This window comes from Microbulbifer maximicatervae (SeqCode) (genome assembly GCF_052467825.1).
Map to the genome: position 1 here is coordinate 1,931,666 of NZ_CP174327.1, position 26,657 is coordinate 1,958,322.

Here is a 26,657-nt window from a genome sequence, read left to right on the forward strand (position 1 = left end):
TTTATCGATGGATACGTGCGACAGCTTTCGAGCCGGGGCGCGCAAAATCATCGTCCGATTCTACTTGAATGTAGATGTGGTTAATAGCCGTACTGAAGTCGTAATGTTACAGCTAGAGGCTCAGCTTCGAAACGCAAATTACCTGGAACTCGTGTTCTGTTTTTAGCTGAGGCAAAGTAGGGGCTCCAATAAAAGTGATGGCGTCTCTGGACGCAGAGAGGCTCGGGGTTAAAATGCAGCTAGAAACAGTTGGAATATAAGATGAGCCTAAGATCGAGCAGTGAAGTTGAGAAAAGGTGCGAGATCGACTCCGATCCCAGACATAATGCCTTGAGTGAGTGGGTTGGTGTGGCCCTGGATATGGGGGCTCCGGCTGATTTATCGAGCTTGGCGGGAGATGCTGGATTTCGCCGTTATTTTCGCACTCTAACCGAGCCGTCACTGATAGCGGTAGATACTCCCCCCCAATTGACTAACCCCGCCCGCTTTGTGGCTCTGGCTGATTACTTGCGCCGCAACGGTATCCATACGCCGATGGTGATTGCTGCAGACACCGCGGAGGGGTACCTGCTGCTGGAAGATTTGGGGGATACCCAGTTATATAGTGTGCTCAACAGCGACAGTGTTGAGGGACTCTACGCAGAGGTAATGAGTGAACTTTTATGCCTGCAGCAAATCCCTTTTGAGGAACAATTATTCCCAGCTTATAGTCGGGAACTACTTCTTAAGGAAATGCATGTAATGCCTGAGTGGCTGGTGCGAGAGCTACTTGGCTACCAGCTTTCAGAGCGGGAAGAAAAGCTGCTGGAGCAAACCTTTGAATTGTTGCTTAACAGTGCGGAGGAACAGCCTCACACGATTGTTCACCGGGATTACCACAGTCGCAACCTGATGATCCGCGACGGGGAAAGGCCGGGGATTGTCGATTTTCAAGACGCAGTGTGGGGGCCCGCCACCTACGATCTGGTGTCTCTGCTCAAAGATTGCTATATCCGTTGGCCCCGCGAGCGGGTAGAGCGCTGGGTGCTGGCTTACGTCGCGACCGCAGAAGCGGCGGGTGTTATGCAGCCTGTGGATCCGCAACGCTATCTTCGTTGGTTCGACTGGATGGGGTTACAGCGTCATATTAAAGTGCTGGGTCTGTTCCCGCGCCTCAGTCTGCGTGATGGAAAGCAGGGATACTTGCAGCACCTGCCGCTGGTGATTCGCTATGTTTTGGAAACCGCTGAGCGCTACCCAGAGCTGGAGCCGTTTACTGATTGGTTCAGCGGCACCCTACTGCCGCAGATAGAGCCTTTGCCCTGGTACAGCGATTACCGCTGTGCCGGTGACTAGCCGAAGTAGGCCGTACGAAAACTGTACAGATTAATTTAATGAGCAAACCCAAAGAGAATTCCCCTTTGACTGCCATGGTATTGGCAGCAGGTTTTGGGCGCCGTATGCGCCCACTGACTGACCAAACACCAAAGCCTCTGTTACCGATTGCCGGTAAGCCCCTGATTGAATATGCAATTGAGCGCTTGGCAGCTATTGGTGTGCAAAAGGTCGTGATTAACCTGGGCTACTTAGGACCCAAAATTCGTCAACAGCTTGGTTCTGGTTCCCGCTGGGGGTTGGATATTCATTATTCTGTGGAGCATGAGGAGGAGCCACTGGAAACTGCCGGCGGGATTCTCAAGGCACTGCCACTGATCGGCGATTCATCGTTTTTGGTGGTTAATGGTGATGTCTGGTGTGACTATGACCTGTCGCAATGGATCGAGAGGCCGCTGCCGGAGTCTTGCCCTGGGCGTCTTTTGATGGTCCCTAATCCTCCCCATAACCCCGATGGAGATTTTGGCATAGAAGGTGGCTTGCTGTCGGGTACAGCCAAGCCCCGCTATACCTTTGCGGGTATTAGCTGGCTGCGAGCTGAAACCCTCACTGAATACCCTAAGCGTCGCGAATGCTTTGGGCTTGGGGAAGTGTTCACCTTTAATGAGGATAAGCTACAAGCTGAACTCTATGAGGGGGACTGGTGCGATGTGGGAACCCCCGAGCGCCTGGAAAATTTAGATCGCCGACTGACTGGCGAAAGTTGAGTTACCAAAGGATATTTTGATGTCAGATTACAAGATCGCCCCCTCTATTCTCTCCGCAGATTTCGCACGTTTGGGTGAGGAAGTGGACAATGTGTTGGCAGCCGGAGCGGACTGGGTGCATTTTGATGTGATGGACAATCACTATGTGCCAAATCTCACGATTGGCCCTATGGTATGCCAGGCCCTTCGCAAACACGGTGTTGAGGCTCCGATTGATGTGCACCTGATGGTGGAGCCGGTGGATGAAATGATTCGCATGTTCGCCGATGCCGGAGCTACCTATATTACGTTCCACCCAGAAGCCTCTCGTCACCCGGACCGCTCCCTACAATTGATCCGCAGTCTCGGCTGTAAAGCCGGGCTGGTGTTCAATCCAGCCAGTGGCCTCGATGCGGCCAAGTATGTAATGGATAAGCTGGATATGATCCTGCTGATGTCGGTGAACCCAGGCTTTGGTGGACAGAAGTTTATCCCCAATACCCTGACCAAGTTAAAAGAAGCCCGCAAGTTGATTGATGAGTCTGGGTTTGATATTCGCCTTGAGATCGACGGCGGTGTGAATCGCGACAATATTGCCGAAATTGCTGCAGCTGGAGCAGATACCTTTGTCGCTGGGTCTGCCATATTCAATACCCCGGACTACGCTGAAGTGATTGCAGCCATGCGTAAGAGTTTGGCTTAATTTACAAAACTGGCGGGCAATCTCTTGCCCGCCATAGACGGGATTTGTTAACTTGTGCGCCTGCACTGAGGGAATTTCCGTGAACCACTCTTTCTCCCTGACAAACAGTTGGCGATGGCGCCACTGATCTGCTGAGGCCCAATCGAGTTTGGCGATTGAGGCACCTTTCCCGTGGGCGCTGCTTATACTCTGGCGCCAATCATAAAGAATGAAAAATTGATCGGAGTCTCCATGACCCCTACTGAATACGCTCAACTTGCGTCTGAGGGTTATAACCGTATCCCCCTGGTAAGGCGCGTACTGGCGGATATTGAAACGCCACTGTCCACCTATTTGAAACTGGCCGGAGGCCGTTACAGCTATTTGCTGGAATCGGTCCAGGGCGGGGAGAAGTGGGGACGCTATTCCATTATTGGTTTACCTGCGCGGACTCTGCTCAGGGTTAAGGGCACTGACATCACCGTGGAAACTGATGGTGAGGTTGTAGAGAGCTACAGCGTCGCCGACCCTCTGGAGTTTGTTGAGCAGTTTCAGCAGCGCTATCAGGTGCCTGAATTAGCGGATCTGCCTCGTTTTAACGGCGGGTTGGTGGGCTATTTTGGCTATGACTGCGTGCGCTATATCGAACCGCGTCTGGCCGCCAGTACTCCGCCGGATACCCTGGGTAATCCGGACATCCTGTTGATGGTCAGCGATGAATTGGTGGTTTTTGACAATCTTGCCGGTGCGGTAATTCTGATTGTCCACGCAAATACCGCTGAAGAAGCAGCCTATGAAAAAGCCCAGCAGCGCCTGGACCAATTGGTTGGCCAGTTAGCACAACCGCTGCCGGATACCGTGCCCCTCGATTTGCATGGGCGCGGCATTGATGAGAGCGAATTCCAATCCCACTTTGGCGAGGACAACTTTAAGCGCGCAGTAGACCGGGTTAAAGAGTATGTGCTTGCCGGCGATGTGATGCAGGTGGTGCCCTCCCAGCGCCTGTCTGCGCCTTTCGATGCGCCGCCACTCAATTTTTACCGTGCTTTACGCAGTTTGAACCCTTCGCCGTATATGTATTTCCTCGATCTGGGTGATCACCATGTGGTGGGCTCCAGCCCAGAAATTTTGGTGCATTTAGAAGAGGGGGAAATGACTGTGCGACCTCTGGCGGGAACCCGCCATCGGGGAGCCACTGAGGAGGAGGATCTTGCCCTGGAGGAAGAGCTGTTGGCAGATCCCAAAGAACTCGCTGAACATCTGATGCTGATTGACCTGGGGCGCAATGATATCGGCAGGGTGGCTGATACTGGCAGTGTTAAAGTCACCGACCAAATGTTTGTCGAGCGCTATTCCCACGTGATGCATATCACCTCCAATGTTGTCGGCCAGTTAAAGCCGGGCCTCACCGCAATGGATGCTCTGCGCGCGGCACTGCCGGCCGGTACCCTGTCGGGGGCCCCCAAGATTCGCGCTATGGAAATTATCGATGAGCTGGAGCCAGAAAAGCGTGGCATTTACGGTGGGGCGGTCGGCTACCTGGCTTGGAATGGCAATATGGATACCGCTATCGCCATTCGCACAGCAGTTATCAAGGATGGCCGACTATATGTGCAGGCGGGGGCTGGCCTGGTGGCGGACTCCGATCCGCAGTCGGAGTGGAATGAAACAATGAATAAGGCCCGAGCGCTTTTCCGCGCTGCCGGTATGGCGCTGGCCAAGAGTAGTGACCCTTTAAAGATCGAGCAAGATGAGCGAAGTTAGTATTTCTCAAAAGTTGACCCTGGCTGAACGCTGCGAGCGAGTCGTCGCAGCGCCGTTATTTAACCAAATCATTATCGGAATGATTCTGCTCAATGCTGTCGCTGTTGGGTTGGAGACTTCCACTTGGGTGACGGAGCGCTTTGGTACGCTGCTGGGCGCTATTAATCAACTGATTCTCGCCTCATTTGTTATTGAGGCGCTGGTTAAAATTTTTGCCCATGGGGCCCGTCCCTGGCGTTACTTTGCCAGTGGTTGGAATTGCTTTGATTTTACTATTATTGCACTGAGTTTGATTCCTGCTACAGGGCCGCTAGCTACCCTGGCGCGTTTGGTGCGGGTATTAAGGGTTTTGCGGCTGGTGTCTGCATTCCCGGAACTCCGCACACTGGTGGACACGCTTTTGCGCAGTTTGCCAAGCATGATGCACATTGCTTTGTTGATGAGCATCATTTTCTATATCTATGGTGTAGCGGGTTATTTCCTATTTCACGATATTGATCCAACTCACTGGCGCACTTTACCCATCGCATTTTTGAGTTTATTCCGCATTGTCACCTTTGAGGACTGGACGGATATTATGTATACCGCGATGGATTCGATGCCTTGGGCCTGGCTTTACTTCGTTAGCTTTGTGGTCATGGGGGCGTTCGTAATGATTAACCTCTTTATCGGTGTAGTCTTGAATAACCTGGAAGAGGCCAAATTGCGACGTATGGATGAAATGTGTCTGCCTCCAAGCCAGACCGAAATCCTGCGCGAACTCCGCGCGACCCAGGCCTCTCTCGCACGCCTGCAAAAAAGAATGGAAGAATCCACTTATCAACCAGAGGCTAAGGGGGCCGCACAATGATTTTAATGATCGATAACTACGACTCCTTTACCTGGAATGTAGTGCAGTACCTGGAAGAGCTGGGTGCAAAAGTGGTGGTGAAACGCAACGACGAAATTACCCTGGATGAAGTCGAGGCAATGGCGCCAGAGAAAATCGTGATTTCGCCGGGTCCCTGTACCCCCAATGAGGCGGGTATTTCTCTCGATACCATTCGCCGTTTTGCCGGCAGTATCCCTATTTTGGGTATTTGTCTGGGGCACCAGAGTATTGGTCAGGTCTTCGGTGGCAGGGTGGTTCGTGCCCGGCAGGTTATGCACGGCAAAACATCTCCTATAGTGCACAACAATTTGGGGGTGTTTCACGGTTTGTCCAACCCATTTGAGGCGACTCGCTATCACTCACTGGTAGTGGAGAAAAGCAGTTTACCGGAATGCCTGGAGATCACCGCCTGGACTGAGACAGAGGATGGTGAAATTGACGAGATCATGGGCGTGAAGCACCGGGAATTAGCGGTAGAAGGGGTGCAATTTCATCCTGAGTCGATTCTCACCATGCACGGTCACGATATGTTGAGAAACTTTATCGAGTCTTGAGGACCGGAAGAACAAGTGCGCGGCGGGCAGGCCCCGCCAGAATCAATAAGCAGAGCGGGGCAAAGGGGGAAAAATGAATATTCAACAGGCCATTGCCAAACTGGTGGATGGCGAACACCTTACTCGTGAAGAAATGCGCGAAACCGTGAGCCAGATTATGTGTGGCGAAGCGCTGGAGTCACAGATAGGCGCACTCCTTATCGCACTGCGCATTCGCGGGGAGACAGTCGATGAAATTGTCGGCGCTGTGGAAACCATGCGTGAGCTGGCGATAAAGGTTGAGCTCGACCTGGAAAACACAGTTGATATTGTCGGCACCGGCGGCGATGGCGCCAATCTGTTTAACGTGTCCAGTGCGAGCAGCTTTGTGGCAGCTGCTGCCGGAGCTAAGGTAGCCAAGCATGGCAATCGCTCCGTGTCGTCCAGTAGTGGTTCTGCGGACCTGCTTGAGCACGCCGGCGTATTTTTGGAATTGAGTCCCTCGCAGATGGCGCGTTGCGTAGAGACTATCGGTATTGGCTTTATGTTTGCGCCCAGCTTTCACAATGCGATGCGCCACGTTGGCCCATCGCGCAAGGCGCTGGGACTGCGTACCATCTTCAATTTACTCGGGCCGATGACAAATCCGGCGGGAGTAAAGCGCAAAGTAATCGGTGTGTATGACAAGCGCTACTGCCGCCTATTGGCTGAAGTTTTGCAAAAGCTCGGTTCAGAGCATGTGCTGGTTTTACATAGTGAAGACGGGCTCGATGAAGCCAGTATTGCTGCGGATACCTTTGCTGTGGAATTAAAGGATGGTGCCTTGCAGGAATATACCCTCAAGCCTGAAGACTTTGGCTTGCAGCGCCGTGACCTCTCTGATCTTAGTGTTTCTGGTTCCGAGGACTCCCTGGCCCTGATTCGCGATGCGCTGGGTAAGCGCAATACTGAGGCGGGGCAAAAAGCCGCGGATATTATTGCGCTTAACGCAGGCCTGGCAATTTATGTCAGCGGCGTTGCGCACTCTGCAGAGCAAGGTGTCGCTATGGCACAAGATGCTATCGACAGCGGTCTCGCCGGAGAGAAAATTAACGATCTTGCCGCGTTTACCAGTGCGTTTCGCCCAGAGGAAATTCAATCGTGAGTACACCGACCATTTTAAAAACAATTGTCGAGCGCAAGTGGCAAGAGGTTGCCGAGCGCAAGGCTGAGTGCTCCACCGACGAAGTTCGCCTTCGCGCCAGGGATCAGGAACCGGCGAGAGGCTTTGTCGAAGCAGTGGATCGCAAGATTTCCACTGGTGAGGCTGCAGTAATTGCCGAAATTAAAAAAGCCTCTCCCAGTAAAGGCGTGATTCGCGAGGATTTCCTTCCTGCAGAAATTGCTACCAGCTATGAAAAAGGTGGCGCGGCTTGTCTGTCAGTACTAACCGATGTGGACTTTTTTCAGGGCGCAGATAATTACTTGCAGCAGGCCCGAGATGCCGTACGCCTACCGGTGCTGCGCAAGGACTTTACCGTTGATCCCTACCAAATCTATGAAGCTCGCGCGATTGGGGCCGACTGTATTTTGCTGATTGCAGCCTGCCTGGAAGATCCACAGATGGCGGATCTCAACGGGCTCGCTTTGGAGTTGGGCTTGGATGTCTTGGTGGAAGTGCATAACCACAAGGAGTTGGAGAGGGCCCTGGCATTACCTAACCGCTTAATCGGCATCAATAATCGCAATCTGCACACTTTCGATGTGCAGCTGGAAAATACCTTTAAGTTACTGGACTTGATCCCCGAAGACCGCCTTGTGGTTACGGAAAGTGGTATTCATACCACAGATGATGTTGCGGCGATGCGCGGTCATAACGTCAATGCTTTCCTGGTGGGAGAGGCCTTTATGCGGGAGGAGGAGCCGGGCAGGAAACTGATGGAAATGTTTAACTGACCGCTTACTCCAGTAGTAGAAATAAAAAAGGGCGATGTAAAAATCGCCCTTTTTTTATGCGGTGTATTTATTCGGATACTAGCGGGTACCGTACACCACCATGGTTTTACCTTTAACGGAAACCAGGCCCTGTTCTTCCAGGGTTTTTAATACGCGGCCCACCATTTCCCGGGAGCAGCCGACGATACGGCCAATTTCCTGGCGGGTGATTTTTATTTGCATGCCCTCGGGGTGAGTCATTGCATCCGGCTCATTGCAGAGATCGAGCAGGGTGCGAGCGACACGTCCGGTAACATCCAGGAAGGCAAGATCGCCAACTTTGCGCGTGGTGTTGCGCAGGCGGCCTGCCATTTGGGTGGCCAGGGCGAAAAGAAACTCTGGGTGCTGGCGAGTGAGTTCTTGGAACTTGGTGTAGGAGATTTCTGCCACCTCACACTCGGTTTTGGTGCGGACCCAGGCACTGCGGGTGTCCTGATCGAACAGGCCCATCTCACCGAAAAAGTCTCCGTCGTTGAGGTAGGCAACGATCATTTCGCGGCCTTCATCGTCCTCAATCAGAACTGTAACGGAACCGCGCATAATGAAATAAAGGGATTCACAGCGGTCGCCAGCATAGATAATTGTGCTCTTGGCCGGGTAGCGACGCCGGTGGCAGTGGGCCAGAAAGTCTTCAATATTGCCGATAGTCATGGGGTCTTCGATAGCAACCGTCACGGATTTATTCCTCATTTTTTGTCTTGTGCTCTATCCCGGCTTTAGCAGCTGAGCACTATTGAATTATCGCGCGAAAACAAAATCCCCAACAGGGGCTGACCGCGGCAAAGTTCCGCAGTGTGACCTGTGACACTATGGCACTGGGTCGCTTGGACTTCATAAACCACGATGCGTTCATAGAAAAAGCATTTGATCGTGCGTCATTCGGCTTTCGCGCGGAGGCGTACCAGACACTATACCGGAAACATACAGGTGCCGGGATAGACTTCGCCAATATGCTAAGCTTCGCCGCTGAAGTTTTAATGGGAGTGGAGTGATGCAGGGGAAAGTAACCTGGGTAAATGATTTAACCTTCGTCGGTGAAGCTGGCAGCGGTAATTCGGTAGTGATGGAAGGCGGCCGCACAAATAATGGTGTGCGCCCGATGGAAATGATTTTGCTGGGCGTCGGTGGCTGCGCGGCTTACGATGTGGTGAGTATTTTACAGAAGGCGAGACAAGACATTATTTCCTGTCATTGTGAACTGGAAGGTGTGCGCCCAGATACAACCCCATCGCCGTTTGAGCGAATTGAAATGAAGTTTGTAGTGCGCGGTCGCGGATTGAAGGAATCCCATGTTGCCCGTGCAGTGGAACTCTCCGCAGAGAAATACTGCTCAGGCTCCATCATGTTGCGCAATGCGGGTGTCGAGATTGTGCACAGCTACAGCGTTGAAGAAGCTTGAAGAGAAATTAGCCGGGAAGGGAGGGAGGAAACTGGGCGTAACCTCCCTAAACTCCAAGTCGTTTTAATGATTGAAGAGTAACGGTCAGATTTTATAACTGGCCGAAGTCATCACTTTGGATACGAGAGACATCACTCCTTTTACCGGAGTGGGGAAGCGGGCACCACCGGCGGCCAGTGCAGCGTGGGCGTGCTCGTCTTCGTCAATTAACATCTGTTCCACTACCGCACGGCTTCTCTTGTCGTCGGCGGGAAGCTTTTCGAGGTGGCTCTCAAGATGTTTACACACTTGGTCTTCCGTAGCGGCCACAAAACCGAGGCTGATTCGGTCGCTGATTTTCCCGGCGGCGGCGCCGAGCCCAAAGGACATGCCGTACCACAGTGGGTTGAGTAGGCTGGGGCGGCTGTCCAATTCCTTCAAGCGCTGTTCACACCAGGCCAGATGGTCGATCTCCTCATCGGCAGCGCGCTCCATTTCCCCCCGCACCTCGGGCAGCTTGGCGGTCAGGGCCTGGCCCTGGTAGAGCGCCTGGGCGCAGACTTCACCGCTATGGTTGACCCGCATAAGGCCAGCGGCGTGTTTGCGTTCGCTGTCGGTGAGGTCTATCTCGGCTTCACCCTTCGCCGGGGATGCCCGGCCGTGGCAGGGTTCGCCGGGACTCAGGGTGCGCAGAGCCCGATCCGCTTGAATTAACAGGCGGTCGAGTCCGCTGAGGCTGCGTTTACTCATAGTATTCTGCTCCCTGTCAGAGGCGACCGCTGATGAGCGGCCGCCGATGCCAGCTGTTAGTCCTGCTGCTCTGCAGAAACCTTTTCTCTTTCGACAGCGCGGTAGCCGATATCTTTCCGGAAGAACACGCCGTCCCAGTAGATAGCCCGAGCTGATTCATAGGCATTTTCCTGAGCTTCAGCGACGGTATCCCCCAATGCTGTAGCGCACAGCACCCGGCCACCATTGGTGACTACGCGCTCACCATCCAGTGCGGTACCGGCGTGGAAGACCTTGGCGTTGTCACTGTCTGCTTTGTCCAGGCCGCTGATGGCGTCGCCTTTGCGGTAGCTGCCGGGATAGCCGTGCGCGGCAAGTACCACACCCAGGGCTGGGCGGGGGTCCCACTCAGCAGTGACAGTGTCCAGCTTCTTGTCCAGAGCAGCCATGCACAGGTCGACCAGGTCTGATTTCAGGCGAATCATAATTGGCTGGGTTTCCGGGTCGCCAAAGCGACAGTTGTACTCGATAACCTTCGGGGTGCCGTCGCTATCGATCATCAGGCCGGCGTAGAGGAAACCGGTGTAGGGTGTGCCCTCAGAGGCCAGGCCTTTAACGGTGGGCTCGATAACCTCTTGCATAATGCGCTGGTAAATGGTGTCGGTCACCACCGGTGCCGGGGAGTAGGCACCCATACCGCCCGTATTGGGGCCGGTATCACCATCGCCAACGCGCTTGTGATCCTGGCTGGTGGCCATCGGCAGGATGTTTTCACCATCCACCATCACGATAAAGCTCGCTTCCTCACCCTGGAGGAACTCCTCGATAACCACGCGGCAGCCGGCTTCACCAAAGGCGTTTCCAGACAGCATATCGCGTACAGCGAGCTCAGCCTGCTCTTCGGTTTCGGCAACGATTACACCCTTGCCCGCAGCCAAGCCGTCGGCTTTAACCACGATGGGCGCGCCGCGCTCGCGAATGTAGGCAACCGCCGGCTCCACTTCGGTGAAATTGCGGTAGGCAGCGGTGGGGATTTTGTGGCGCTCGAGAAAGTCCTTGGTAAAGGCTTTGGAGCCCTCCAGTTGCGAGGCGCCTTTGCTGGGGCCAAAAATGGCGAGGCCACGGGCATTAAAGAAATCGACAACACCCTCTACCAGCGGTGCTTCCGGGCCGACAATCGTTAGCTCTACGCCGTTTTCCTCGGCGAAATCTGCCAGGGCGGCGAAGTTATCCACACCGATTGCGATATTTTCCAGCTTGGGTTCGCGGGCAGTGCCGGCGTTGCCCGGGGCAACATAGACGGTGCCGACATTTGGGTTTTGCGCTGCTTTCCACGCCAGGGCGTGCTCGCGGCCACCTGATCCGATAACCAATACGTTCATTCTTAAATCCCCCTAAGTCGACCGATCCGGTCCATTGCACAGGTTATAGGTGTGCTAGTTTAACGTGGAATTGATTCTGAGGCCTGAGTCTCGCCCCTGGATTCCAATGATTTGTGCGGGCTGAGAAGTATCGATACTTCCCAGCCCGTTGATCATAGCCCGCAGCAGTGAGCATTTGCGGGCGTACAATCTTAGTGGCGGAAGTGGCGCATGCCGGTAAATACCATGGCCATATTGTGCTCGTCCGCTGCGGCGATCACTTCTTCATCGCGCATGGAACCGCCGGGCTGGATGACCGCCTGGATTCCCACAGTGGCAGCATTATCGATGCCGTCGCGGAAGGGGAAGAAGGCATCGGAAGCCATAACGGACCCTGCAACAGCGAGGCCGGCGTGCTCGGCCTTGATCGCGGCGATGCGTGCGGAGTTTACGCGGCTCATCTGGCCTGCGCCTACACCCACAGTGCGACCGTCTTTGCCGTATACGATGGCATTGGATTTTACGAACTTGGCCACTTTCCAGGTAAACAGCAGATCGCGGATTTCTTCTTCAGTGGGCTGGCGCTTGGAGACTACTTTCAAGTCAGCAGCCGTGATCAGACCGTCGTCGCGGTCCTGAACCAGCAGGCCGCCATTAACGCGCTTGTAGTCCAGCGCCGGGGTGCGCTCGCTGCTCCACTGGCCGCATACCAGCAGGCGCAGGTTCTTCTTCTCGGCAACGGCCTGTTTGGCCTCTTCGGAGACTGACGGTGCGATGATGACTTCAACAAACTGTCGCTCGACGATAGCGCGGGCAGTGGCGCCATCCAGCTCTCGGTTGAAGGCGATGATACCGCCAAAGGCAGATTCGCTGTCGGTAGCGAAAGCCAGGTCGTAGGCCTTATGAATATCTTCAGCAATTGCCACACCACAGGGATTGGCGTGTTTAACGATAACGCAAGCGGGTTGCTCGAAGGACTTGACGCACTCCAGCGCGGCATCGGTATCGGCGATATTGTTGTAGGACAGCTCTTTACCCTGCAACTGGGTAGCAGTGGAAATGCTGGCCTCAGCTGGGTTGGCTTCGGTATAGAAAGCGGATTTCTGGTGCGGGTTCTCACCGTAGCGCAGATCCAGCTTCTTGATGAATTGGCTGTTGTAGGTGCGCGGGAACAGCTGCTTTTCTTCGCCTTTAATGGCGCCCAGGTAATTGGCAATAGCGCCGTCATAGCCCGCCGTGTGCTCAAAGGCTTTTACCGCAAGGTCAAAGCGGCTGGCGTGGCTCAAGGTGCCATCGTTATCTTTCATTTCTTCGATGATGTTGCCGTAATCGCTGGCATTGACCACGATAGTGACATCTTTGTGGTTCTTGGCGGCAGCGCGAACCATGGTGGGGCCGCCGATATCGATATTCTCGATAGCATCTTCGAGGGAACAGTCGGGTTTGGCAACGGTTTGAGCGAAGGGGTAGAGGTTAACCACCACCATATCGATCGGGGTGATACCGTGCTCGCCCATGATGGCATCATCGGTACCACGGCGCCCCAGAATGCCACCGTGTACTTTCGGGTGCAGAGTTTTGACACGGCCGTCCATCATTTCGGGGAAGCCGGTGTAGTCGGAAACTTCTACCACGGGAATACCCGCTTCCTTGAGCTGGCGGTGGGTTCCGCCGGTGGAAAGAATCTCAACCCCCATTGCGGAGAGCTGTTGAGCGAACTCTACAATGCCACTCTTGTCAGAGACACTAATTAGAGCGCGGCGGATGGAAACCTTGTCTGTCATTGCACTTGATCCAACTGGTTTTCGAAAAGGATGTTTAAAGGGTTTTAGCGGTTGTCCACTGTGGCAACAAAAACGCTGCCGGGAAAATAGCGAAGGGGGATGAGTTACCTCATCCCCCTTCAAAATTTCGCTCGGTGGGAAGCTTACAGCAGGCCGTAGCGCTTCAGCTTCTTGCGCAGGGTGCCACGGTTGAGACCCAGTAATTGCGCGGCGCGGGTCTGGTTGTGACGGGTGTATTTCATCACCACTTCGAGCATGGGCGCTTCGATCTCCGACAGCACCATGTCGTAGACATCGGTTACCATCTGGCCATCCAGGTGGCGGAAGTAGTTCTCCATTGCGTGCTCGACGGCATCGCGCAGGGACTGCTGCTGTGGCTGTGCCAGTTGAGTCTGTCCCCTGGAGGATACTTCTTCATTGCCAGTATCCGGAATTAATACTTCGTTGTTCATGCCGCTTGTGCCCCTCTCGTTATTCGGCGTTCAAACCACTCGTGAACGCTGGCATGTTGTACTTCTGCACTCTCTATTTGGAAAAAGGTCTTGCGGAAGGACTCGCTATCCGCGAGCGTCTTCAAGTACCAGCTCACATGTTTGCGAGCGATACGGACCCCCATCACTTCACCGTAGAATCGGTGTAGTTCGCCCAAATGGGCGAGCAAAATATTCCTGACTTCATCCAATGTCGGTTCGGGTAGCCGCTCGCCAGTGGCGAGATAGTGGGCTATTTCCCGAAAAATCCATGGTCGTCCCTGTGCTGCACGGCCAATCATGACCGCCGATGCGCCAGTGTAATCGAGCACCTCTCGGGCTCTCTCAGCACTGCAGATGTCGCCATTGGCAAAAACCGGGATTTCTACCCTGGATACAATTTCGGCAATGGTATCGAATTCAGCCTGTCCGTGGTAGCCACAGGCGCGAGTGCGACCGTGAACCGCCAGTGCAGCGATCCCGGAATCCTCGGCCATTTTGGCTACAGTGACGCCATTGCGGGAATCCGGGCACCAGCCGGTGCGGATCTTTAGCGTCACCGGGACGGAAACAGACTGGACCACGGCTTGAAGAATATCCGCTACCAGCTTTTCATCCCGCAGCAGGGCGGAGCCCGCTGCTTTCTTACACACCTTTTTTGCCGGGCAACCCATATTAATATCGATGATTTGCGCGCCGCGACGAGCATTCTCCCGAGCGGCTTCCGCCATCATCTCAGGATCACCGCCGGCGATCTGCACCGATATGGGCGCCGCTTCGCCACCGTGATCCAGGCGCAAGCGGGACTTGCGGCTGTTCCACAGGCGAGTGTCCGAGGTCACCATCTCCGAAACCACCAATCCGGCGCCGAGTTCTCGGCACAGCTGGCGGAAGGGGCGGTCGGTGACACCGGCCATGGGCGCCAGAATTACCGGGTTGTCGATAATATAGGGGCCAATGGCAGTAGACACGGTAGCTCCATTTGGGCTGTAGGAAGGGCAATCTGTGCCCCGGCAAAACAGCCGCCTATGATAGCGGCTGGCCCGTTAATGGCAAAGCGAAAAAGCGGGCAATTTGATCGAACACTGTTCATTTAGCCTGCTGAATGCGCAGGTTTGGTTGTTTATGGCGCCAAACCCCCTTTGCTAAAAACTTAGCCGGGGAGCTCGTGTGAGCTTAGTGAGTGATGTTCAGCTCGTAGTTTACCGCTTCTGCACCGGGGTCAACCACCTCAATTGCGATATGAATGGGGCTGTCCTGGGGCATTAGTTTGCGTCCGGCCAACTCCCCCTGTAGGTACTCGTCCGGGGTAAACCGGCGACTGGCCACAGCCTTGTCCTTCAGGTCGCTGAAGTTCAGCAACAGGTTGGGGAAGGGTTGCGCGTAGGGGGCGGTATTTAGCAGCACTGCATCCACTACCAGGGCGCCCTGCAGCTGCGGGTGGGTGCGCACCATTAAGTTTGTGGCCTGGATCGCCCGGGTATCTTTTAGCTGGGGTAAGGTGCAGCCGAATAGTGGGCAGGCGGCAGCATAGAAGTCCCGCCAGGGCTGTTTGCGGCTGAGGCTATCGAACTGGAAGTATGCAACCTGAATCACTATGCCGAGGATCGATAGGGGAACCAATGCACGCCACAGCCAGGGAGAGGCTGTGCGTTTCTTTTTGGGAACTCCCCACGACATCTCCACAGGCGCGGGCTGGATAGCTGAGATTAATTGCTCCCGCTGGGGCTCTTCAGCAGTGGTAGATTCGCCACCGAAGTAAGGCTCCTGGCGGCTTTCCTCAGTGGGGGGAGGTGAATCTACAGACTCGGTTGATACTGCAGGCTCATTGTTGTCCCAAGACGATTCCTCAGCGAGGGAGCTAGAAGTTTCAAACTCCGGTACTTCAGGTTGGCCGTTGTACTCGGGCGAAGGGTCAGAATCAAAATCAGGAAGTTCTTCCCAGTCCGGCTTGAGGATTTTATCCAGGTCCTCTTCGGGTTCCGCTTCCTCTTCGGTGTGAGATGCTTCCAGCTCCTGCCACTCATGGTCGCCAAAGGCGTCACCAATTAATTCCTGCGCTGCTGCACTATATTCTTTTGGTTCAGATTTGGGCGCGCTGTCAGGTGCCCCCTCATTGGGTGCACTCTCCCGACCGGCAGTTTGATCTACAGCTGGTGGAGATGGCGGGGTGGCGGGTTCGTCCTCGTCGAGCTCGATATCGTCGTGGATCAGGAAGTCATCGTCTTCCAGCAAAGCCTCCAAATCATTGCGGCTCTCGCTATCACTTTCTGAGAAAACGATATTTTCGTCTGCGCGAAACACCTGCAGGCAAGACCCACAGCGAACGGCTCCACGGGCAGCGCGCAGTTGCTGGTCATTAATATGAAATGATGTGCTGCAATGAGGGCAGCGGGTTACCAGTTGAGACATTCGACTAGAGCGCAGTTTATTTAGCAGCCAAGTTTATCAGCCCAAAGGGGTCCCGCGTAGTGCTGGGGAGCGCATTTAGCGCACCCGCTTGCCTGTCAGTCTGACCCATCCCTCGTGTTCGCCGTCAGGATCGAACTCAATCCATTCGCTGTAAGCATTTTTCACCTGCTCTGCCTGGGAACTGAGGATGCCGGACAGACAGATTTTTCCGCCCAATTGGGTGAGCTGTATTAGTTGAGGGGCGAGTTCTACCAGGGGACCGGCGAGGATATTGGCCAACATGACATCGGCGGCTTCGCTCGGCATTTGTTCTGGCAGGTAGACCGGGAAGCGCTCGGGGTCTATGCCGTTGCGCTGGGCATTGTCGCGACTGGCGATCAATGCCTGGGGATCGATATCGGTGCCGAGAACTCGCTCTGCTCCCAGTAGAAGTGCGCTAATCCCCAGAATACCCGAGCCGCAACCGAAGTCGATGGCACTCTTACCTGCGAGCTCCTGCTGTGCCAACCATTGCAGACATAGGAAAGTAGTTGGGTGCGTGCCAGTGCCGAAGGCAAGGCCCGGATCGAGCAGCAGGTTCACGGCGTCTGGCTGTGGTGGCTCACACCAGCTGGGGCAGATCCATAAATTGGGGCCGCACTGGATGGGTTTGTAGTGGGTCATCCACTCCCGCTCCCAATCCTTGTCCTCAAGTTGCTCCCAGCGGGCATTGGGCAACATTTCGCATAGGAAGGAAGCTGCTTTTGCCTCGGTAACCGAGGTGTCTACTTCCGCATCGAACAACCCGGTGACCCGTGTTTGCTCCCATAGGGGCACCTCTCCGAGTCCCGGCTCAAGGATCGGTTGGTCAGCGTTGTCTTGCAGGGTGACAGATACGGCACCGGCAAAAAGCAGTGCGTCTTCGATTTTTTCCGCGTGATCACGGTCGGTGTCCACGCGGAGTTGTAGCCAGGGCATAATTATTCCGGAAATGTTGTAGCGATGTTTACGGCATTGTTGCGGCTGGGCCGCACTCAGATAACGACGGTTGCCACGCCATCCTTGGCAAGGTCAGTGTCGTTATGTTTGCCGCAATTCTCGCTAACTTTGCCCCGGCTGGCGAGCGCTTAAAGACCTAACTTCTTCTCCAGGTAGTGGATATTGACCCCACCCTTGGCAAAGTTTTCATCTCGTACCAACTCTTCCTGTAGGGGAATATTGGTTTTGATGCCGTCCACTACCAGTTCCGACAGGGCCACACGCATACGCGCCAACGCGGTTTCGCGATCTTCCGCATGGGTGATTAGCTTGGCGATCATGGAATCGTAGTTGGGGGGTACCGAGTATCCGGAGTAGAGATGGGAGTCGACCCGCACACCCAGGCCGCCAGGCATATGGAAGTTGTTTACCTTGCCGGGGCTGGGGAAGAAGGTCTGCGGATCTTCGGCATTGATACGGCACTCAAAGGCGTGACCTTTGATTACGATATCTTCCTGCTTCAGGGATAGCTTCTCACCGGCACAAACCCGAATTTGCTCTTTGATCAGGTCGACGCCGGTTACCATTTCGGTAACGGGGTGCTCCACCTGGATACGGGTGTTCATTTCGATAAAGTAGAAGCGCTCATTTTCATACAGGAATTCAAAAGTACCCGCGCCGCGATAGCCGATATCGATACAGGCCTGTACACAGGACTCATGTACCTGCTCGCGCACCTCATCGGGAATACCCGGAGCTGGGGCTTCTTCCAAAACCTTTTGATGGCGCCGCTGCAGGGAGCAGTCACGATCGCCGAGATGGATGGCGTTGCCCTGGCCATCGGCCATTACCTGGATCTCAACATGGCGGGGATTCTGCAGGAATTTTTCCATGTAGACGGTGCCGTCACCGAAGGCCGCTTGGGCTTCGGACTTGGTCACGGCAATCGCGTTCACCAGCTCCTCTTCCTTTTCCACCACACGCATGCCGCGACCACCGCCACCGGCGGCAGCTTTAATGATGACCGGATAACCGATGCTGCGGCCAATCTCCATGCAGCGCTCGCTATTATCGGGCAGCGGGCCGTCAGAGCCTGGAACGGTGGGAACACCAGCCTTTTTCATGGCGGCAATTGCAGACACCTTGTCACCCATCAGGCGGATCACATCGGGATCAGGGCCAATAAAGGTAAAGCCGCTCTTTTGCACCTGTTCGGCGAAGTCGGCGTTCTCTGCGAGAAAGCCATAGCCGGGGTGCACGGCTACTGCGTCGGTGATTTCCATGGCGGAGATCAGGGCCGGCACATTTAGGTAGCTCTGCGGGGATGGGTTGGGGCCGATACATACAGATTCGTCGGCCAGGCGTACATGCTTGAGATTGCGGTCTACCAAAGAGTGCACCGCCACAGTGGCGATGCCCATCTCTTTACAGGCGCGCAAAACCCGCAATGCGATTTCGCCGCGGTTGGCGATTAGGATTTTGTCGAACATTGTGACTTACCCCACTCAGACGATGGTCACGAGGGGCTGGTCAAACTCAACCGGTTGGCCGTCTTCCAGCAGGATCGACTCAATAGTACCGGCCTTGTCGGCTTCGATCTGGTTCATCATTTTCATCGCTTCGACGATGCATACAACATCGCCAACTTTGACCTGCTGGCCCACTTTCACGAAGGCCTCGGCGCCAGGGCTGGGTGCAGCGTAATAGGTGCCTACCATCGGGGATTTTACCGCGTGTCCGCTGATAGCCGGCTTGGACTCTTTTTCAGCTGGGGCAGCAGGAGCGCTGGGCGCCGGAGCAGCGGGGGCGGCAACCGGTGCGGGAGGCGCGCTGTAAATCGGTGCAACGGGTTGGGCTGCGCTGCTGACGCCGCGACTGATGCGCACGGACTCTTCGCCTTCTTTGATTTCCAGCTCGCCGATATCCGATTCTTCGAGCAGCTCAATCAATTTTTTAATTTTGCGGATATCCATAGTTATTTACTCGCAGTTTGATTCATTGTTGTGCAGGTGTGGCATCCAGTTGATGGATGGCTGCCTGTAGAGCCAGGGTGTAGCTGTTGGCGCCAAAGCCACAGATTACGCCGCAGGCCAGATCTGAAAGATAGGAATGGTGTCGGAAAGCTTCCCTGGCGTGGGGATTGGACAGGTGAAGCTCAATAAACGGGATGGCAACGGCTGCCAGGGCATCGCGCAAGGCGACACTGGTATGGGTGAACGCAGCGGGATTGATCACGATAAAGTCGACCCCACTGGTCGCCGCCAGGTGGATTCGTTCGAGCAGGGCTGATTCACTATTGCTCTGCAGGACTTCCAGTTCGTGGCCGGCGGCGTCGCACTGGCGCTCGGCGGCTTTATTGATATCCGCCAGGGTGGTAGACCCGTAGATGTGCGGTTCGCGACTGCCTAAAAGATTTAGGTTGGGGCCGTGAAGGAGAAGAAGTTTAGCCATAATTCGCCCTGAAGAAAGTTGCCGAAAACCCATATAAAGTGGGTTAAAATTGGCTATCTTGCGGGCAAACTCGAAATTTCGGCCTAGCTGCCCGAACTCATTAACCGAGTCTGCCGCAAAAGTGACTCCCTGTCCATGCCAGACTCGGAGTTTATCGAAGTTAGCAGCAGTTCGGCGATATTGGGCAAAAAATTAGTTCAAAATATCCGGGCTGTGGCCTGTTTACCTTGGGTTATTGGCTACAAAGGCGCCAAAAACTTTACTGAGTCACCCCAGTGCTCAAAGGGGAGTCCACAGCGTTCTCCAATTCCTGTAGTAAATCATCTTGAGACAATATTTGCGGCAGTATTTTTGCGTCGCCCCCATCGGCGGGATAGAGGAGATACAGCGGCACACTGGTACGCCCGTATTTGGCCAATAATTCGCTGATTCGCGGATCCTGGTTGGTCCAATCTCCTTTTAGCGCGACCACGTTGAGGCGCTCCAAAGCATCACTGACCTCGGTGCTCGACAGCACAGCTTTCTCATTCATCAGGCAGGTGATGCACCAGGCCGCTGTCATATTGGCCAGAACTGCACGCCCCTCACTGCGTGCAGTCTCCAGTCTCTCTGCCGAATAGGGCTCCCAGTAATCGCTGCTGGACAATTGTTCAGACTGATTGATGGTTTTCAGTTGCGGAAGTAGAAAAACTGCCAAGGCCAGGGAGGCCAGGGCCAGGGAACCGCGCAGCCAGTGCCATTGCGGACGCGGCCAAAGCCACAGGGCAAATGCAATGGCTACGGCACCAGCCAGTACCAGGGCAACTCCATCCCCCCCGGCTTGTCGGCCCAGAACCCATAGTAGCCATACCGCAGTGAGATACATCGGAAATGCCAACAGCTGCTTTAGGCGATCCATCCAGGGGCCGGGTTTGGGCAGCTTTTCGGCTAGAGCGGGGATATAGGTCAACAACAGGAAGGGGGCCGCCATACCGGCGCCAAGGGCGGCAAAAACACTTAGCGCAATTAGTGCGGGCTGCGTAACAGCAAACCCCAGTGCGGAGCCCATCAGCGGCGCAGTGCAGGGGCTGGCCACCAGGGTTGCCAGCGCGCCGGATGCCACAGAGCCCGACAACCCCTGACGTTTATTCAGGTTGCCGCCAATACCCATTAGGTTACTGCCGAGTTCGGTCATTCCAGACAGGCTCAACCCCATGATAAAAAACAGGTAGGCGAGTGCTGCCACCAACCAGGGGGATTGAAGCTGGAAGCCCCAGCCGACAGCCTCTCCGCCGGCGCGAAGGGCGAGCATCACAGCGGCGATAGCCACAAAGCTCAGAACTACGCCCAGTGTATAAGCCCAGCCGTGGTGGTGCCTTTGGCTTACATTTTGTGCTGCCTGGCTCACTGCCAGTAATTTAATCGACAGTACTGGGAAGACACAGGGCATCAGGTTCAGGATCAGGCCACCGGCAAATGCGAGAAGCAGCGCCAGTGATAAGGTGACATTGCTACTGCCGGCGGAACCGCCAGCACTCGCTGGCGGAGTGGGCGCGCCTGTAATTAAGGCGCTGTCCTGCGGTTCTATATCCTGACTGGCAAAATCCACACTGTAGTAACGGGTCTGAGGTGGATAGCAAAGGCCGGCATCTGCGCAGCCTTGATAGTGGAGCTCCAGTTGGGTAGAACCGCTGGTTTCAGGGATGTCCAGGGCAAATTCGAGCTGGCCTCGGTAGACCTCAGTCTCTTTCTCGAAATAGTCGTCCCAAATAACTTCACCGGTTGGCAGGTTCAGGGGGATGGGAGTTTTTTCACCATTATCGACCCTGTACAGCGCCAGTTTTTCGCGATAGAGGTAGTACTCTGGGGCAATCTGGAAGAGTGCGCTGAGGCCGTTGGCATCAAAGAGCAGGTCCTGCTGATAAGCTTCATCGACCGGCAGGAAAGTGTTTTCCTGGGCGCTGCTCAGCGAGGCAAAAGGGTTATCGGAATTCTGCGCTGTAGCTCCAATGCTGGTTATGGCCAGCAGGATTGTCAGCAGAACGAGGAAATTTTTTCGGAAACTTTTGGTCATCACAGCCATAGATGAAAAAATTCATTATAGTCGGGCGCATAGTTCAGACTGCTGCACCAGACGGGGGTTCAGTCGCCGCAGCAGTATAGCGACGCCAGTGGTACAAAAAAACAACAATAGGGGATTGTTTTGCCGTCATTTGAACGCCTTCACAGCCTTGGGGTTTTACTGCTACTGGCATTTTGCCTGGGGGCCTGCTCATCCAATAAGCCCGCACCTAAAACGGTTGTCCCTCCTCCCGCCCCTAAAAAGACGCCATCCCAAGACCAGGTTCGGCGCAACAATATTTCCTTTTTTTTGAGTCTTGCGGAACAGGCGCTACGCAAAGGGCATCTAACCCAGCCTGCCGGCGCCAGTGCCTACGACTATTACCTGCGTGTATTGCAACTGCAACCGGATAACAGCAAGGCAGAAACTGGTATTCAAACCATTGTGGTCACCTATGTTGAGTGGGCGCGGGACGCCCTGCGTCGCAGGGATTTTGGGGAGGTGAATACCCTGTTGAAACGGGCCGAGATGTTGGCCCCGGCCAATCCGCTGGTGGCTGAAGTGCGTACACAGTTGGTCCGCGAGCGGGGGAGAGCGCAGCTCGATTTACCGCAAGGGGAGGTGATAGATCTGCCAGCCGGTGAACTTGCAGCAAGGTCTGCCGGGCTGGTGGAACAGTTGCAGCGAGTAGCGGGCAGGATTCGCAGCGAGCAGCTGCGCGTCATTATCGTAGCGCGCAGTGATGCTGAGGGCCGTTGGGTTTATCAGCAACTGCGGGAGGCTGTGCCCGGGTATCGGGTGCGTGGAGATATTAAAGTCGGGAATCCGGCGAAACTGATTCTGATTAAGCCCAGCGGAGGGGCACCATGAAAAAAGTATTGGCATTTGCCTTCTTAATCACCGCACTTCTTGTGTCTAAAGGCGCCTATTCCATAGGAATTACGGCAGAGGGGTATGCCCGGGAAACACCTCCCGGGCCTTCGATGAGCGCTGCCTTTGTGTCGCTGCACAACACTGGTGATTCGAGTCAGGTACTCACAGGTGTGGAGTTGCCGGGTGTTGAGCAGGCTTCGGCAGACCTGCATACCACAATATCGGAGAACGGAATAAACCGGATGCGCCCGCTGGATCAGCTGACGATAGCCGCCGGGGCAAGTGTAGATATGGCTCCCGGTGGAGTTCACTTAATGATTAAAGGTCTGCGCTTGCAGGCGGGGGAAGAGTTGCCGTTGCGACTGCTTTTTGCCGATGGCAGCAGTGTAGATATTCTTGTGCCAATAGTTCGGATGAGTGATGAGGGTGAGCACCACCACCATCACCATGGCTGAATTGGCAGTTTTTTTGAAGTGAGGGGGAATTAAACATGAAGAAGTTATTGGTTTTTGCCGGTGCGCTGCTACTCAGCGCTTGTGCTCACAGCCCGCTGCAAATTTGGCTGCAGCCTCAGGTTCAGGTTGCTCCTGAAGCGATAGGCGAAGGCTTTAGTATGAGTGTGATGGGAGTTAATGAACTGCCCTCTGGCGGCTTGGGATCATTGGGAGGTGTTTATGCGGATACTGCTCAGGTAAGTATTGGCAATGACGCTGGTGAGGCTATTGCAGCGGGATTGCGTGAGGGTTTTTCAAATTGGTCATTTCGAATTACCGATACCGCGCCGGAAGTTCAGGTGATCGCAAAATTGGTAAAACTCACCTACAACAGTCCAAATACGGTTTATACCACTGAGATTGACACCGCTGCTGAAATTCACCTGGAAGTGAAAATTGGTCCTCGCACTTATTTCGGCACTTACAGCGCTTCTGGCAAAGATCGGAACCTGGTTAAGCCCAGTCGTGAAGAAGTCCAAAGTCGTGTGAATGGACTGCTTAGCGCAACCTTGCAGAGAGTATTTGAAGACGAGAAATTAAAAAATTTCTTGCGCAGCAATCTGTGAATGTGCAATTTATACATTTGCAGAAAAAACTCGGCTGGGAGGCTGGATAATTGAATAAAATCGGCGATCGTGGGCGATGATGTCGGTAACCTTTTTCGGTTATGGCATGTCGCAAGGCACCTCCCCGCTACTGGGAAAGGTTTGCGCTTTGCTCTGTTGTGTTTTGAGTGAGTTTTCCCGTGACGCTGTTTAATCCAGAGGCGGCAAGTTACCTCGGCCCCCTCGCCCAGCTGGAAGAGGGGCTGCGCCCCTGTGAGCAGATCAGTTTACAGGCGGCGGAGGCGGCTCTCGGTGAAGTTGCCGATGGTGTCATTGTCACCGATGCTGCGGGCACGGTGGTTTACACCAACCCCCTGGTCAACGAAATGACTGGGGACCTGGTTGGACTGCTGCCCGGCCAGCCACTCAGTGAAGGTTTGCGCCTGTGCAATAGCCGGGGCGATGCGATAGAGCCGATACTACCCGCATCCAGTGACCTGGGTGAAGTACCCAGAACCAGAGAGTTTAATGCCTGTATTGAGCGCCCTGGGGAAGAGCATGTCCCACTTGAAGTGACCGTGCAGGTAATGGCTCTTTGGGATATGGGGGTGCTTAAAAATTATGTTTTGGTGCTGCGGGATACCTCTGCCGCACGCCGGGTTTCCACCCGCCTTATGTGGCAGAGTAGCCACGACGCCTTAACCCGACTGCCCAACCGACAATTCTTTGAGAGTGAGCTGCAAAGCCAACTCAGCCTCTGTGTCGATAAACGCCAGCACCATGTATTACTCTACCTGGATGTTTATCAATTCAAAGTTATTAACGACACCCTGGGCTTTGTTGCCGGGGACCAGTTGTTGGTTCAGTTGGTGGAGTTAATCAAGCGCTGCCTCTCCAGCGACGATCTATTTGCCCGAGTCGGCAGTGATGAGTTTGCGATACTACTGCGCGACTGCACCCTGGAAGAGGGTGGTCGTGTGGTGGCTCGGCTGCGCGACTCTGTACAGAACTTCAGTTTTTTCTGGGAGGGGAATGACAACCGGGTCGCGGTGTCGATCGGTGTTGTTGGAGTCGATCACTTTACCCCCAATGCCAGCCAATTACTGGCGTCGGCCAATGATGCCTGTTGCAGTGCCCGGGAGCAGGGCAGAAATCGCGTTAAGCTGTTTGGCGACTCCCGCAAGGTATTGGAGAAGCGTCGCGAGACCACTTGGGTTGCGGAAATTCACGCGGCTTTGCGGGAAGATCGCCTGATGTTGTACCGACAGCCAGTGGTTTCACTAAAGGGGGACCGCAATGTCCACCACTATGAAATCCTGGTGCGGATGCGCGGCCGTGATGGTGGAGTGATTTCACCGGGGCTGTTTTTGCCAGCCGCAGAGCGCTACGGCTTGATCGAGGAAGTGGACCGTTGGGTAATTCGCCGGGTCTTTGACTATATGGCCCAGGAGCAGCGCCTGGGGATGGGCGGAATTAATTATGCGGTCAATATTTCCGGCATCAGCCTGGGGGATGAGACCTTTGCTGATTTTGTGCTGCAGTCTTTGTCCGATGCCGGTGTAACGCCCTCGCGGGTTCAATTTGAAATTACAGAAACCAGCGCCATCAATAATCTTGAACGAGCCCTGATATTTATCCACAAGCTGAGAGCCGCCGGTTGCAGCTTTGCCCTGGATGACTTTGGTCGCGGTGTTTCCTCCCTGGCTTATCTGCGCCAGCTGCCGGTAGATTTTCTTAAAATCGATGGAAGCTTTGTGCGCAATATGCTCGAGGATGAAATTGATAGCGCAATGGTGAGCACTATTGATCACTTGGCGAAGAGAATGGGTATCAGCACTATCGCCGAGTATGTAGAGAGCCCGGAGTTAATGGAAAAATTGAGCCAGATGGGGGTGGACTATGCCCAGGGGTTCGGTATTTCCGCAGCGACGGGGCTACCGGAGCTGGATAGCTACCCGGGGATGCTCCACCATTCCAGAGGGCCCAAGCCTTAGGGGCCCCTGGAAATCATGTGTCTATAGATAACTGCTACTAGGCAATTACTATTAAACAACCGGTGCGAGTAATTCGGAGTGCTGCTCGGCCTCTAGTCGCGGGCCGTATTGGCTCACCACCTGGGCGGCAGCGCGGCAAGCGAGTTCGCCGGCTTCGGTAAAACTCATTTCGCGGTTGATACCGTAGAGGAAAGCACCGGCAAACATATCGCCTGCGCCGTTGGTATCGATGGCGCGGACTTCGGGACTCTCTATGCGGTGAACGTCGTTGCCGTCCCATAGCAGTGCGCCATCGGCGCCCAGGGTAATCGCGAAACTGCGGCAGTAATCGCGCAGCGCTTCAACGGCGCCCTCCACAGAGTCAGTACCGGTAAAGCCCAGAGCCTCATCGCGGTTGCAGAACAGCATATCCACACCGCCGCCAATCATTTCCCGCAGCCCTTCGCCGAAGAACTGAACCATAGCCGGGTCAGACAGGCTGAGAGCGGTTTTAACTCCGTGGGCTTCGGCTTCTTCGCGAAGCTTGATCGCTGCGGCACGACCCGTTTCAGAGGAGACCAGGTAGCCTTCGATATAGGCCCACTTGGAGGCGGACAGTGCATCGCTTTCCAGTTCAGCGACTGAGAGCTGTTCACTCATTCCCAGATAGGTGTTCATACTGCGTTCGGCATCCGGGGTGATAAGCACCAGGCATTTGCCGGTAGTGCCCTCATCAGCTTGCTTCAGTGTTTCGGGGTAGTCGACCCCGGCGCTGTTCAGGTTGTTTCTGTAGAAATCACCATTCTCGTCAGCGGCAACTTTGCACGAATAGAAGGTGCGGAGACCGAAATAGCTGGCAGCAATGACTGTATTGGCACCGGAGCCACCGCAGGCCAATTTGGCAGTGACCATATGGTTTTGAAGGTCGTCTACCAGCTGTTGCTGACGGGCATCATCTACCAGGGTCATGATTCCCTTTTCCACGCCAAGGCTGCTCAAATCCTGGTCCGACACTTCGATTTCTGTATCGAGTAGGGCGGCACCTATGCCGTAGAGATCGTATTGCTGCATATCATTCCTATTCGGGCTTATTGTCTACATTTCCGCCGCATTATGGACGTGATTTTGCCAAGTGCAAGGCATTGGGGAGGGCTGGCGACAGCAAACCCTCACATAGGCGCTTGTTACATCTTGGTGAACTTATAGGCGGTTGCTGCGGTCAATCCTCGCACAGGTGTAAATAGCACCTTCACGTAAACCGCCAGGTGATAGATACTGCCAAGCCTGGATTTTAGCCCGCTAATT

The 26,657-nt window shown here is 54.6% G+C and carries 26 protein-coding genes; 13 read left to right on the forward strand and 13 right to left on the reverse strand.

Going from position 1 to position 26,657, the window contains the following annotated elements; translation table 11 throughout:
• Positions 1–261: 261 nt before the first annotated feature.
• The 8 genes from ACJJII_RS08525 (at position 262) to trpC (ending at position 7,845) form a co-directional block, all read left to right on the forward strand.
• Positions 262–1,335, forward strand: a complete 1,074-nt coding sequence (locus ACJJII_RS08525) for an aminoglycoside phosphotransferase family protein (protein ID WP_444918902.1) — start codon at positions 262–264, stop codon at positions 1,333–1,335.
• A 38-nt stretch (positions 1,336–1,373) separates the two neighbouring features.
• Positions 1,374–2,081 carry a nucleotidyltransferase family protein gene (locus tag ACJJII_RS08530; protein ID WP_444895316.1) on the forward strand — a complete coding sequence of 236 codons (708 nt, stop codon included), beginning with the start codon at positions 1,374–1,376 and terminating at the stop codon, positions 2,079–2,081.
• A 19-nt stretch (positions 2,082–2,100) separates the two neighbouring features.
• The gene (rpe, locus tag ACJJII_RS08535; protein ID WP_444892691.1) at positions 2,101–2,763 is read left to right on the forward strand and encodes a ribulose-phosphate 3-epimerase; all 663 of its coding nucleotides are present in this window, start codon (positions 2,101–2,103) and stop codon (positions 2,761–2,763) included.
• Positions 2,764–2,994: 231 nt separating this feature from the next.
• Positions 2,995–4,506: an anthranilate synthase component I gene (gene trpE / locus ACJJII_RS08540; RefSeq protein ID WP_444918903.1), complete on the forward strand. Its 1,512-nt coding sequence runs from the start codon at positions 2,995–2,997 to the stop codon at positions 4,504–4,506.
• Positions 4,493–5,356, forward strand: a complete 864-nt coding sequence (locus ACJJII_RS08545) for an ion transporter (RefSeq protein ID WP_444895314.1) — start codon at positions 4,493–4,495, stop codon at positions 5,354–5,356. The genes trpE and ACJJII_RS08545 overlap by 14 nt, the downstream gene beginning before the upstream one ends.
• The gene (locus ACJJII_RS08550) at positions 5,353–5,931 is read left to right on the forward strand and encodes an anthranilate synthase component II (protein WP_444912048.1); all 579 of its coding nucleotides are present in this window, start codon (positions 5,353–5,355) and stop codon (positions 5,929–5,931) included. The genes ACJJII_RS08545 and ACJJII_RS08550 overlap by 4 nt, the downstream gene beginning before the upstream one ends.
• A 73-nt stretch (positions 5,932–6,004) precedes the next feature.
• A complete protein-coding gene (gene trpD / locus ACJJII_RS08555) occupies positions 6,005–7,054 on the forward strand; it encodes an anthranilate phosphoribosyltransferase (RefSeq protein ID WP_282934443.1) in 1,050 nt (349 codons plus the stop codon).
• Complete coding sequence (trpC, locus tag ACJJII_RS08560) at positions 7,048–7,845, forward strand: indole-3-glycerol phosphate synthase TrpC (protein ID WP_444919268.1); 798 nt, start codon at positions 7,048–7,050, stop codon at positions 7,843–7,845. The genes trpD and trpC overlap by 7 nt, the downstream gene beginning before the upstream one ends.
• A gap of 78 nt (positions 7,846–7,923) precedes the next feature.
• On the opposite strand, the gene crp is transcribed toward trpC, so the two are convergent.
• The gene (gene crp, locus ACJJII_RS08565; RefSeq protein ID WP_051089460.1) at positions 7,924–8,574 is read right to left on the reverse strand and encodes a cAMP-activated global transcriptional regulator CRP; all 651 of its coding nucleotides are present in this window, start codon (positions 8,572–8,574) and stop codon (positions 7,924–7,926) included.
• 301 nt (positions 8,575–8,875) lie between these two features.
• On the opposite strand from crp, the gene ACJJII_RS08570 reads away from it, so the two are divergent.
• On the forward strand, positions 8,876–9,283 hold the full coding sequence (locus ACJJII_RS08570) for an OsmC family protein (protein ID WP_282934442.1): 408 nt from the start codon (positions 8,876–8,878) through the stop codon (positions 9,281–9,283).
• A gap of 84 nt (positions 9,284–9,367) precedes the next feature.
• Here the strand turns inward: ACJJII_RS08570 and coq7 are convergent, their stop codons facing one another.
• The 11 genes from coq7 to ACJJII_RS08625 all read right to left on the reverse strand — a co-directional run bounded on the left by coq7 (position 9,368) and on the right by ACJJII_RS08625 (position 21,488).
• On the reverse strand, positions 9,368–10,012 hold the full coding sequence (gene coq7, locus ACJJII_RS08575) for a 2-polyprenyl-3-methyl-6-methoxy-1,4-benzoquinone monooxygenase (RefSeq protein WP_444918904.1): 645 nt from the start codon (positions 10,010–10,012) through the stop codon (positions 9,368–9,370).
• A 56-nt stretch (positions 10,013–10,068) separates the two neighbouring features.
• Entirely contained in the window at positions 10,069–11,373 is a 1,305-nt protein-coding gene (purD, locus tag ACJJII_RS08580) for a phosphoribosylamine--glycine ligase (protein WP_444918905.1), read from the reverse strand.
• A 191-nt stretch (positions 11,374–11,564) separates the two neighbouring features.
• Entirely contained in the window at positions 11,565–13,136 is a 1,572-nt protein-coding gene (purH, locus tag ACJJII_RS08585; protein ID WP_444918906.1) for a bifunctional phosphoribosylaminoimidazolecarboxamide formyltransferase/IMP cyclohydrolase, read from the reverse strand.
• A 143-nt stretch (positions 13,137–13,279) separates the two neighbouring features.
• On the reverse strand, positions 13,280–13,588 hold the full coding sequence (fis, locus tag ACJJII_RS08590) for a DNA-binding transcriptional regulator Fis (protein ID WP_020411495.1): 309 nt from the start codon (positions 13,586–13,588) through the stop codon (positions 13,280–13,282).
• Positions 13,585–14,577 (reverse strand): tRNA dihydrouridine synthase DusB, encoded by a 993-nt coding sequence (dusB, locus tag ACJJII_RS08595; protein ID WP_444918907.1) that lies wholly within the window; start codon positions 14,575–14,577, stop codon positions 13,585–13,587. Before dusB ends, fis begins: the two co-directional genes overlap by 4 nt.
• Positions 14,578–14,782: 205 nt before the next feature.
• Positions 14,783–16,018: a DUF3426 domain-containing protein gene (locus ACJJII_RS08600; protein WP_444918908.1), complete on the reverse strand. Its 1,236-nt coding sequence runs from the start codon at positions 16,016–16,018 to the stop codon at positions 14,783–14,785.
• A 75-nt stretch (positions 16,019–16,093) separates the two neighbouring features.
• A complete protein-coding gene (gene prmA / locus ACJJII_RS08605) occupies positions 16,094–16,975 on the reverse strand; it encodes a 50S ribosomal protein L11 methyltransferase (RefSeq protein WP_444906503.1) in 882 nt (293 codons plus the stop codon).
• A 149-nt stretch (positions 16,976–17,124) separates the two neighbouring features.
• Entirely contained in the window at positions 17,125–18,465 is a 1,341-nt protein-coding gene (gene accC, locus ACJJII_RS08610) for an acetyl-CoA carboxylase biotin carboxylase subunit (protein ID WP_444918909.1), read from the reverse strand.
• A 15-nt stretch (positions 18,466–18,480) separates the two neighbouring features.
• The gene (gene accB / locus ACJJII_RS08615) at positions 18,481–18,948 is read right to left on the reverse strand and encodes an acetyl-CoA carboxylase biotin carboxyl carrier protein (protein WP_282934436.1); all 468 of its coding nucleotides are present in this window, start codon (positions 18,946–18,948) and stop codon (positions 18,481–18,483) included.
• A gap of 22 nt (positions 18,949–18,970) precedes the next feature.
• The gene (gene aroQ / locus ACJJII_RS08620; RefSeq protein WP_444914846.1) at positions 18,971–19,426 is read right to left on the reverse strand and encodes a type II 3-dehydroquinate dehydratase; all 456 of its coding nucleotides are present in this window, start codon (positions 19,424–19,426) and stop codon (positions 18,971–18,973) included.
• 259 nt (positions 19,427–19,685) lie between these two features.
• Positions 19,686–21,488, reverse strand: a complete 1,803-nt coding sequence (locus tag ACJJII_RS08625) for a protein-disulfide reductase DsbD family protein (protein ID WP_444918910.1) — start codon at positions 21,486–21,488, stop codon at positions 19,686–19,688.
• Between the two features lie 120 nt (positions 21,489–21,608).
• Between ACJJII_RS08625 and ACJJII_RS08630 the strand changes: the two genes are divergently transcribed.
• The 4 genes from ACJJII_RS08630 (at position 21,609) to ACJJII_RS08645 (ending at position 25,373) form a co-directional block, all read left to right on the forward strand.
• Positions 21,609–22,337 (forward strand): N-acetylglucosaminyltransferase, encoded by a 729-nt coding sequence (locus ACJJII_RS08630; RefSeq protein WP_444918911.1) that lies wholly within the window; start codon positions 21,609–21,611, stop codon positions 22,335–22,337.
• Complete coding sequence (locus ACJJII_RS08635; protein ID WP_413664261.1) at positions 22,334–22,795, forward strand: copper chaperone PCu(A)C; 462 nt, start codon at positions 22,334–22,336, stop codon at positions 22,793–22,795. Before ACJJII_RS08630 ends, ACJJII_RS08635 begins: the two co-directional genes overlap by 4 nt.
• Before the next feature lie 35 nt (positions 22,796–22,830).
• A complete protein-coding gene (locus ACJJII_RS08640; RefSeq protein WP_444892700.1) occupies positions 22,831–23,400 on the forward strand; it encodes a YajG family lipoprotein in 570 nt (189 codons plus the stop codon).
• A gap of 179 nt (positions 23,401–23,579) precedes the next feature.
• Complete coding sequence (locus tag ACJJII_RS08645) at positions 23,580–25,373, forward strand: putative bifunctional diguanylate cyclase/phosphodiesterase (RefSeq protein WP_444892701.1); 1,794 nt, start codon at positions 23,580–23,582, stop codon at positions 25,371–25,373.
• 51 nt (positions 25,374–25,424) lie between these two features.
• On the opposite strand, the gene ACJJII_RS08650 is transcribed toward ACJJII_RS08645, so the two are convergent.
• On the reverse strand, positions 25,425–26,423 hold the full coding sequence (locus ACJJII_RS08650; protein ID WP_444918912.1) for an adenosine kinase: 999 nt from the start codon (positions 26,421–26,423) through the stop codon (positions 25,425–25,427).
• Between the last annotated feature and the right edge of the window lie 234 nt (positions 26,424–26,657).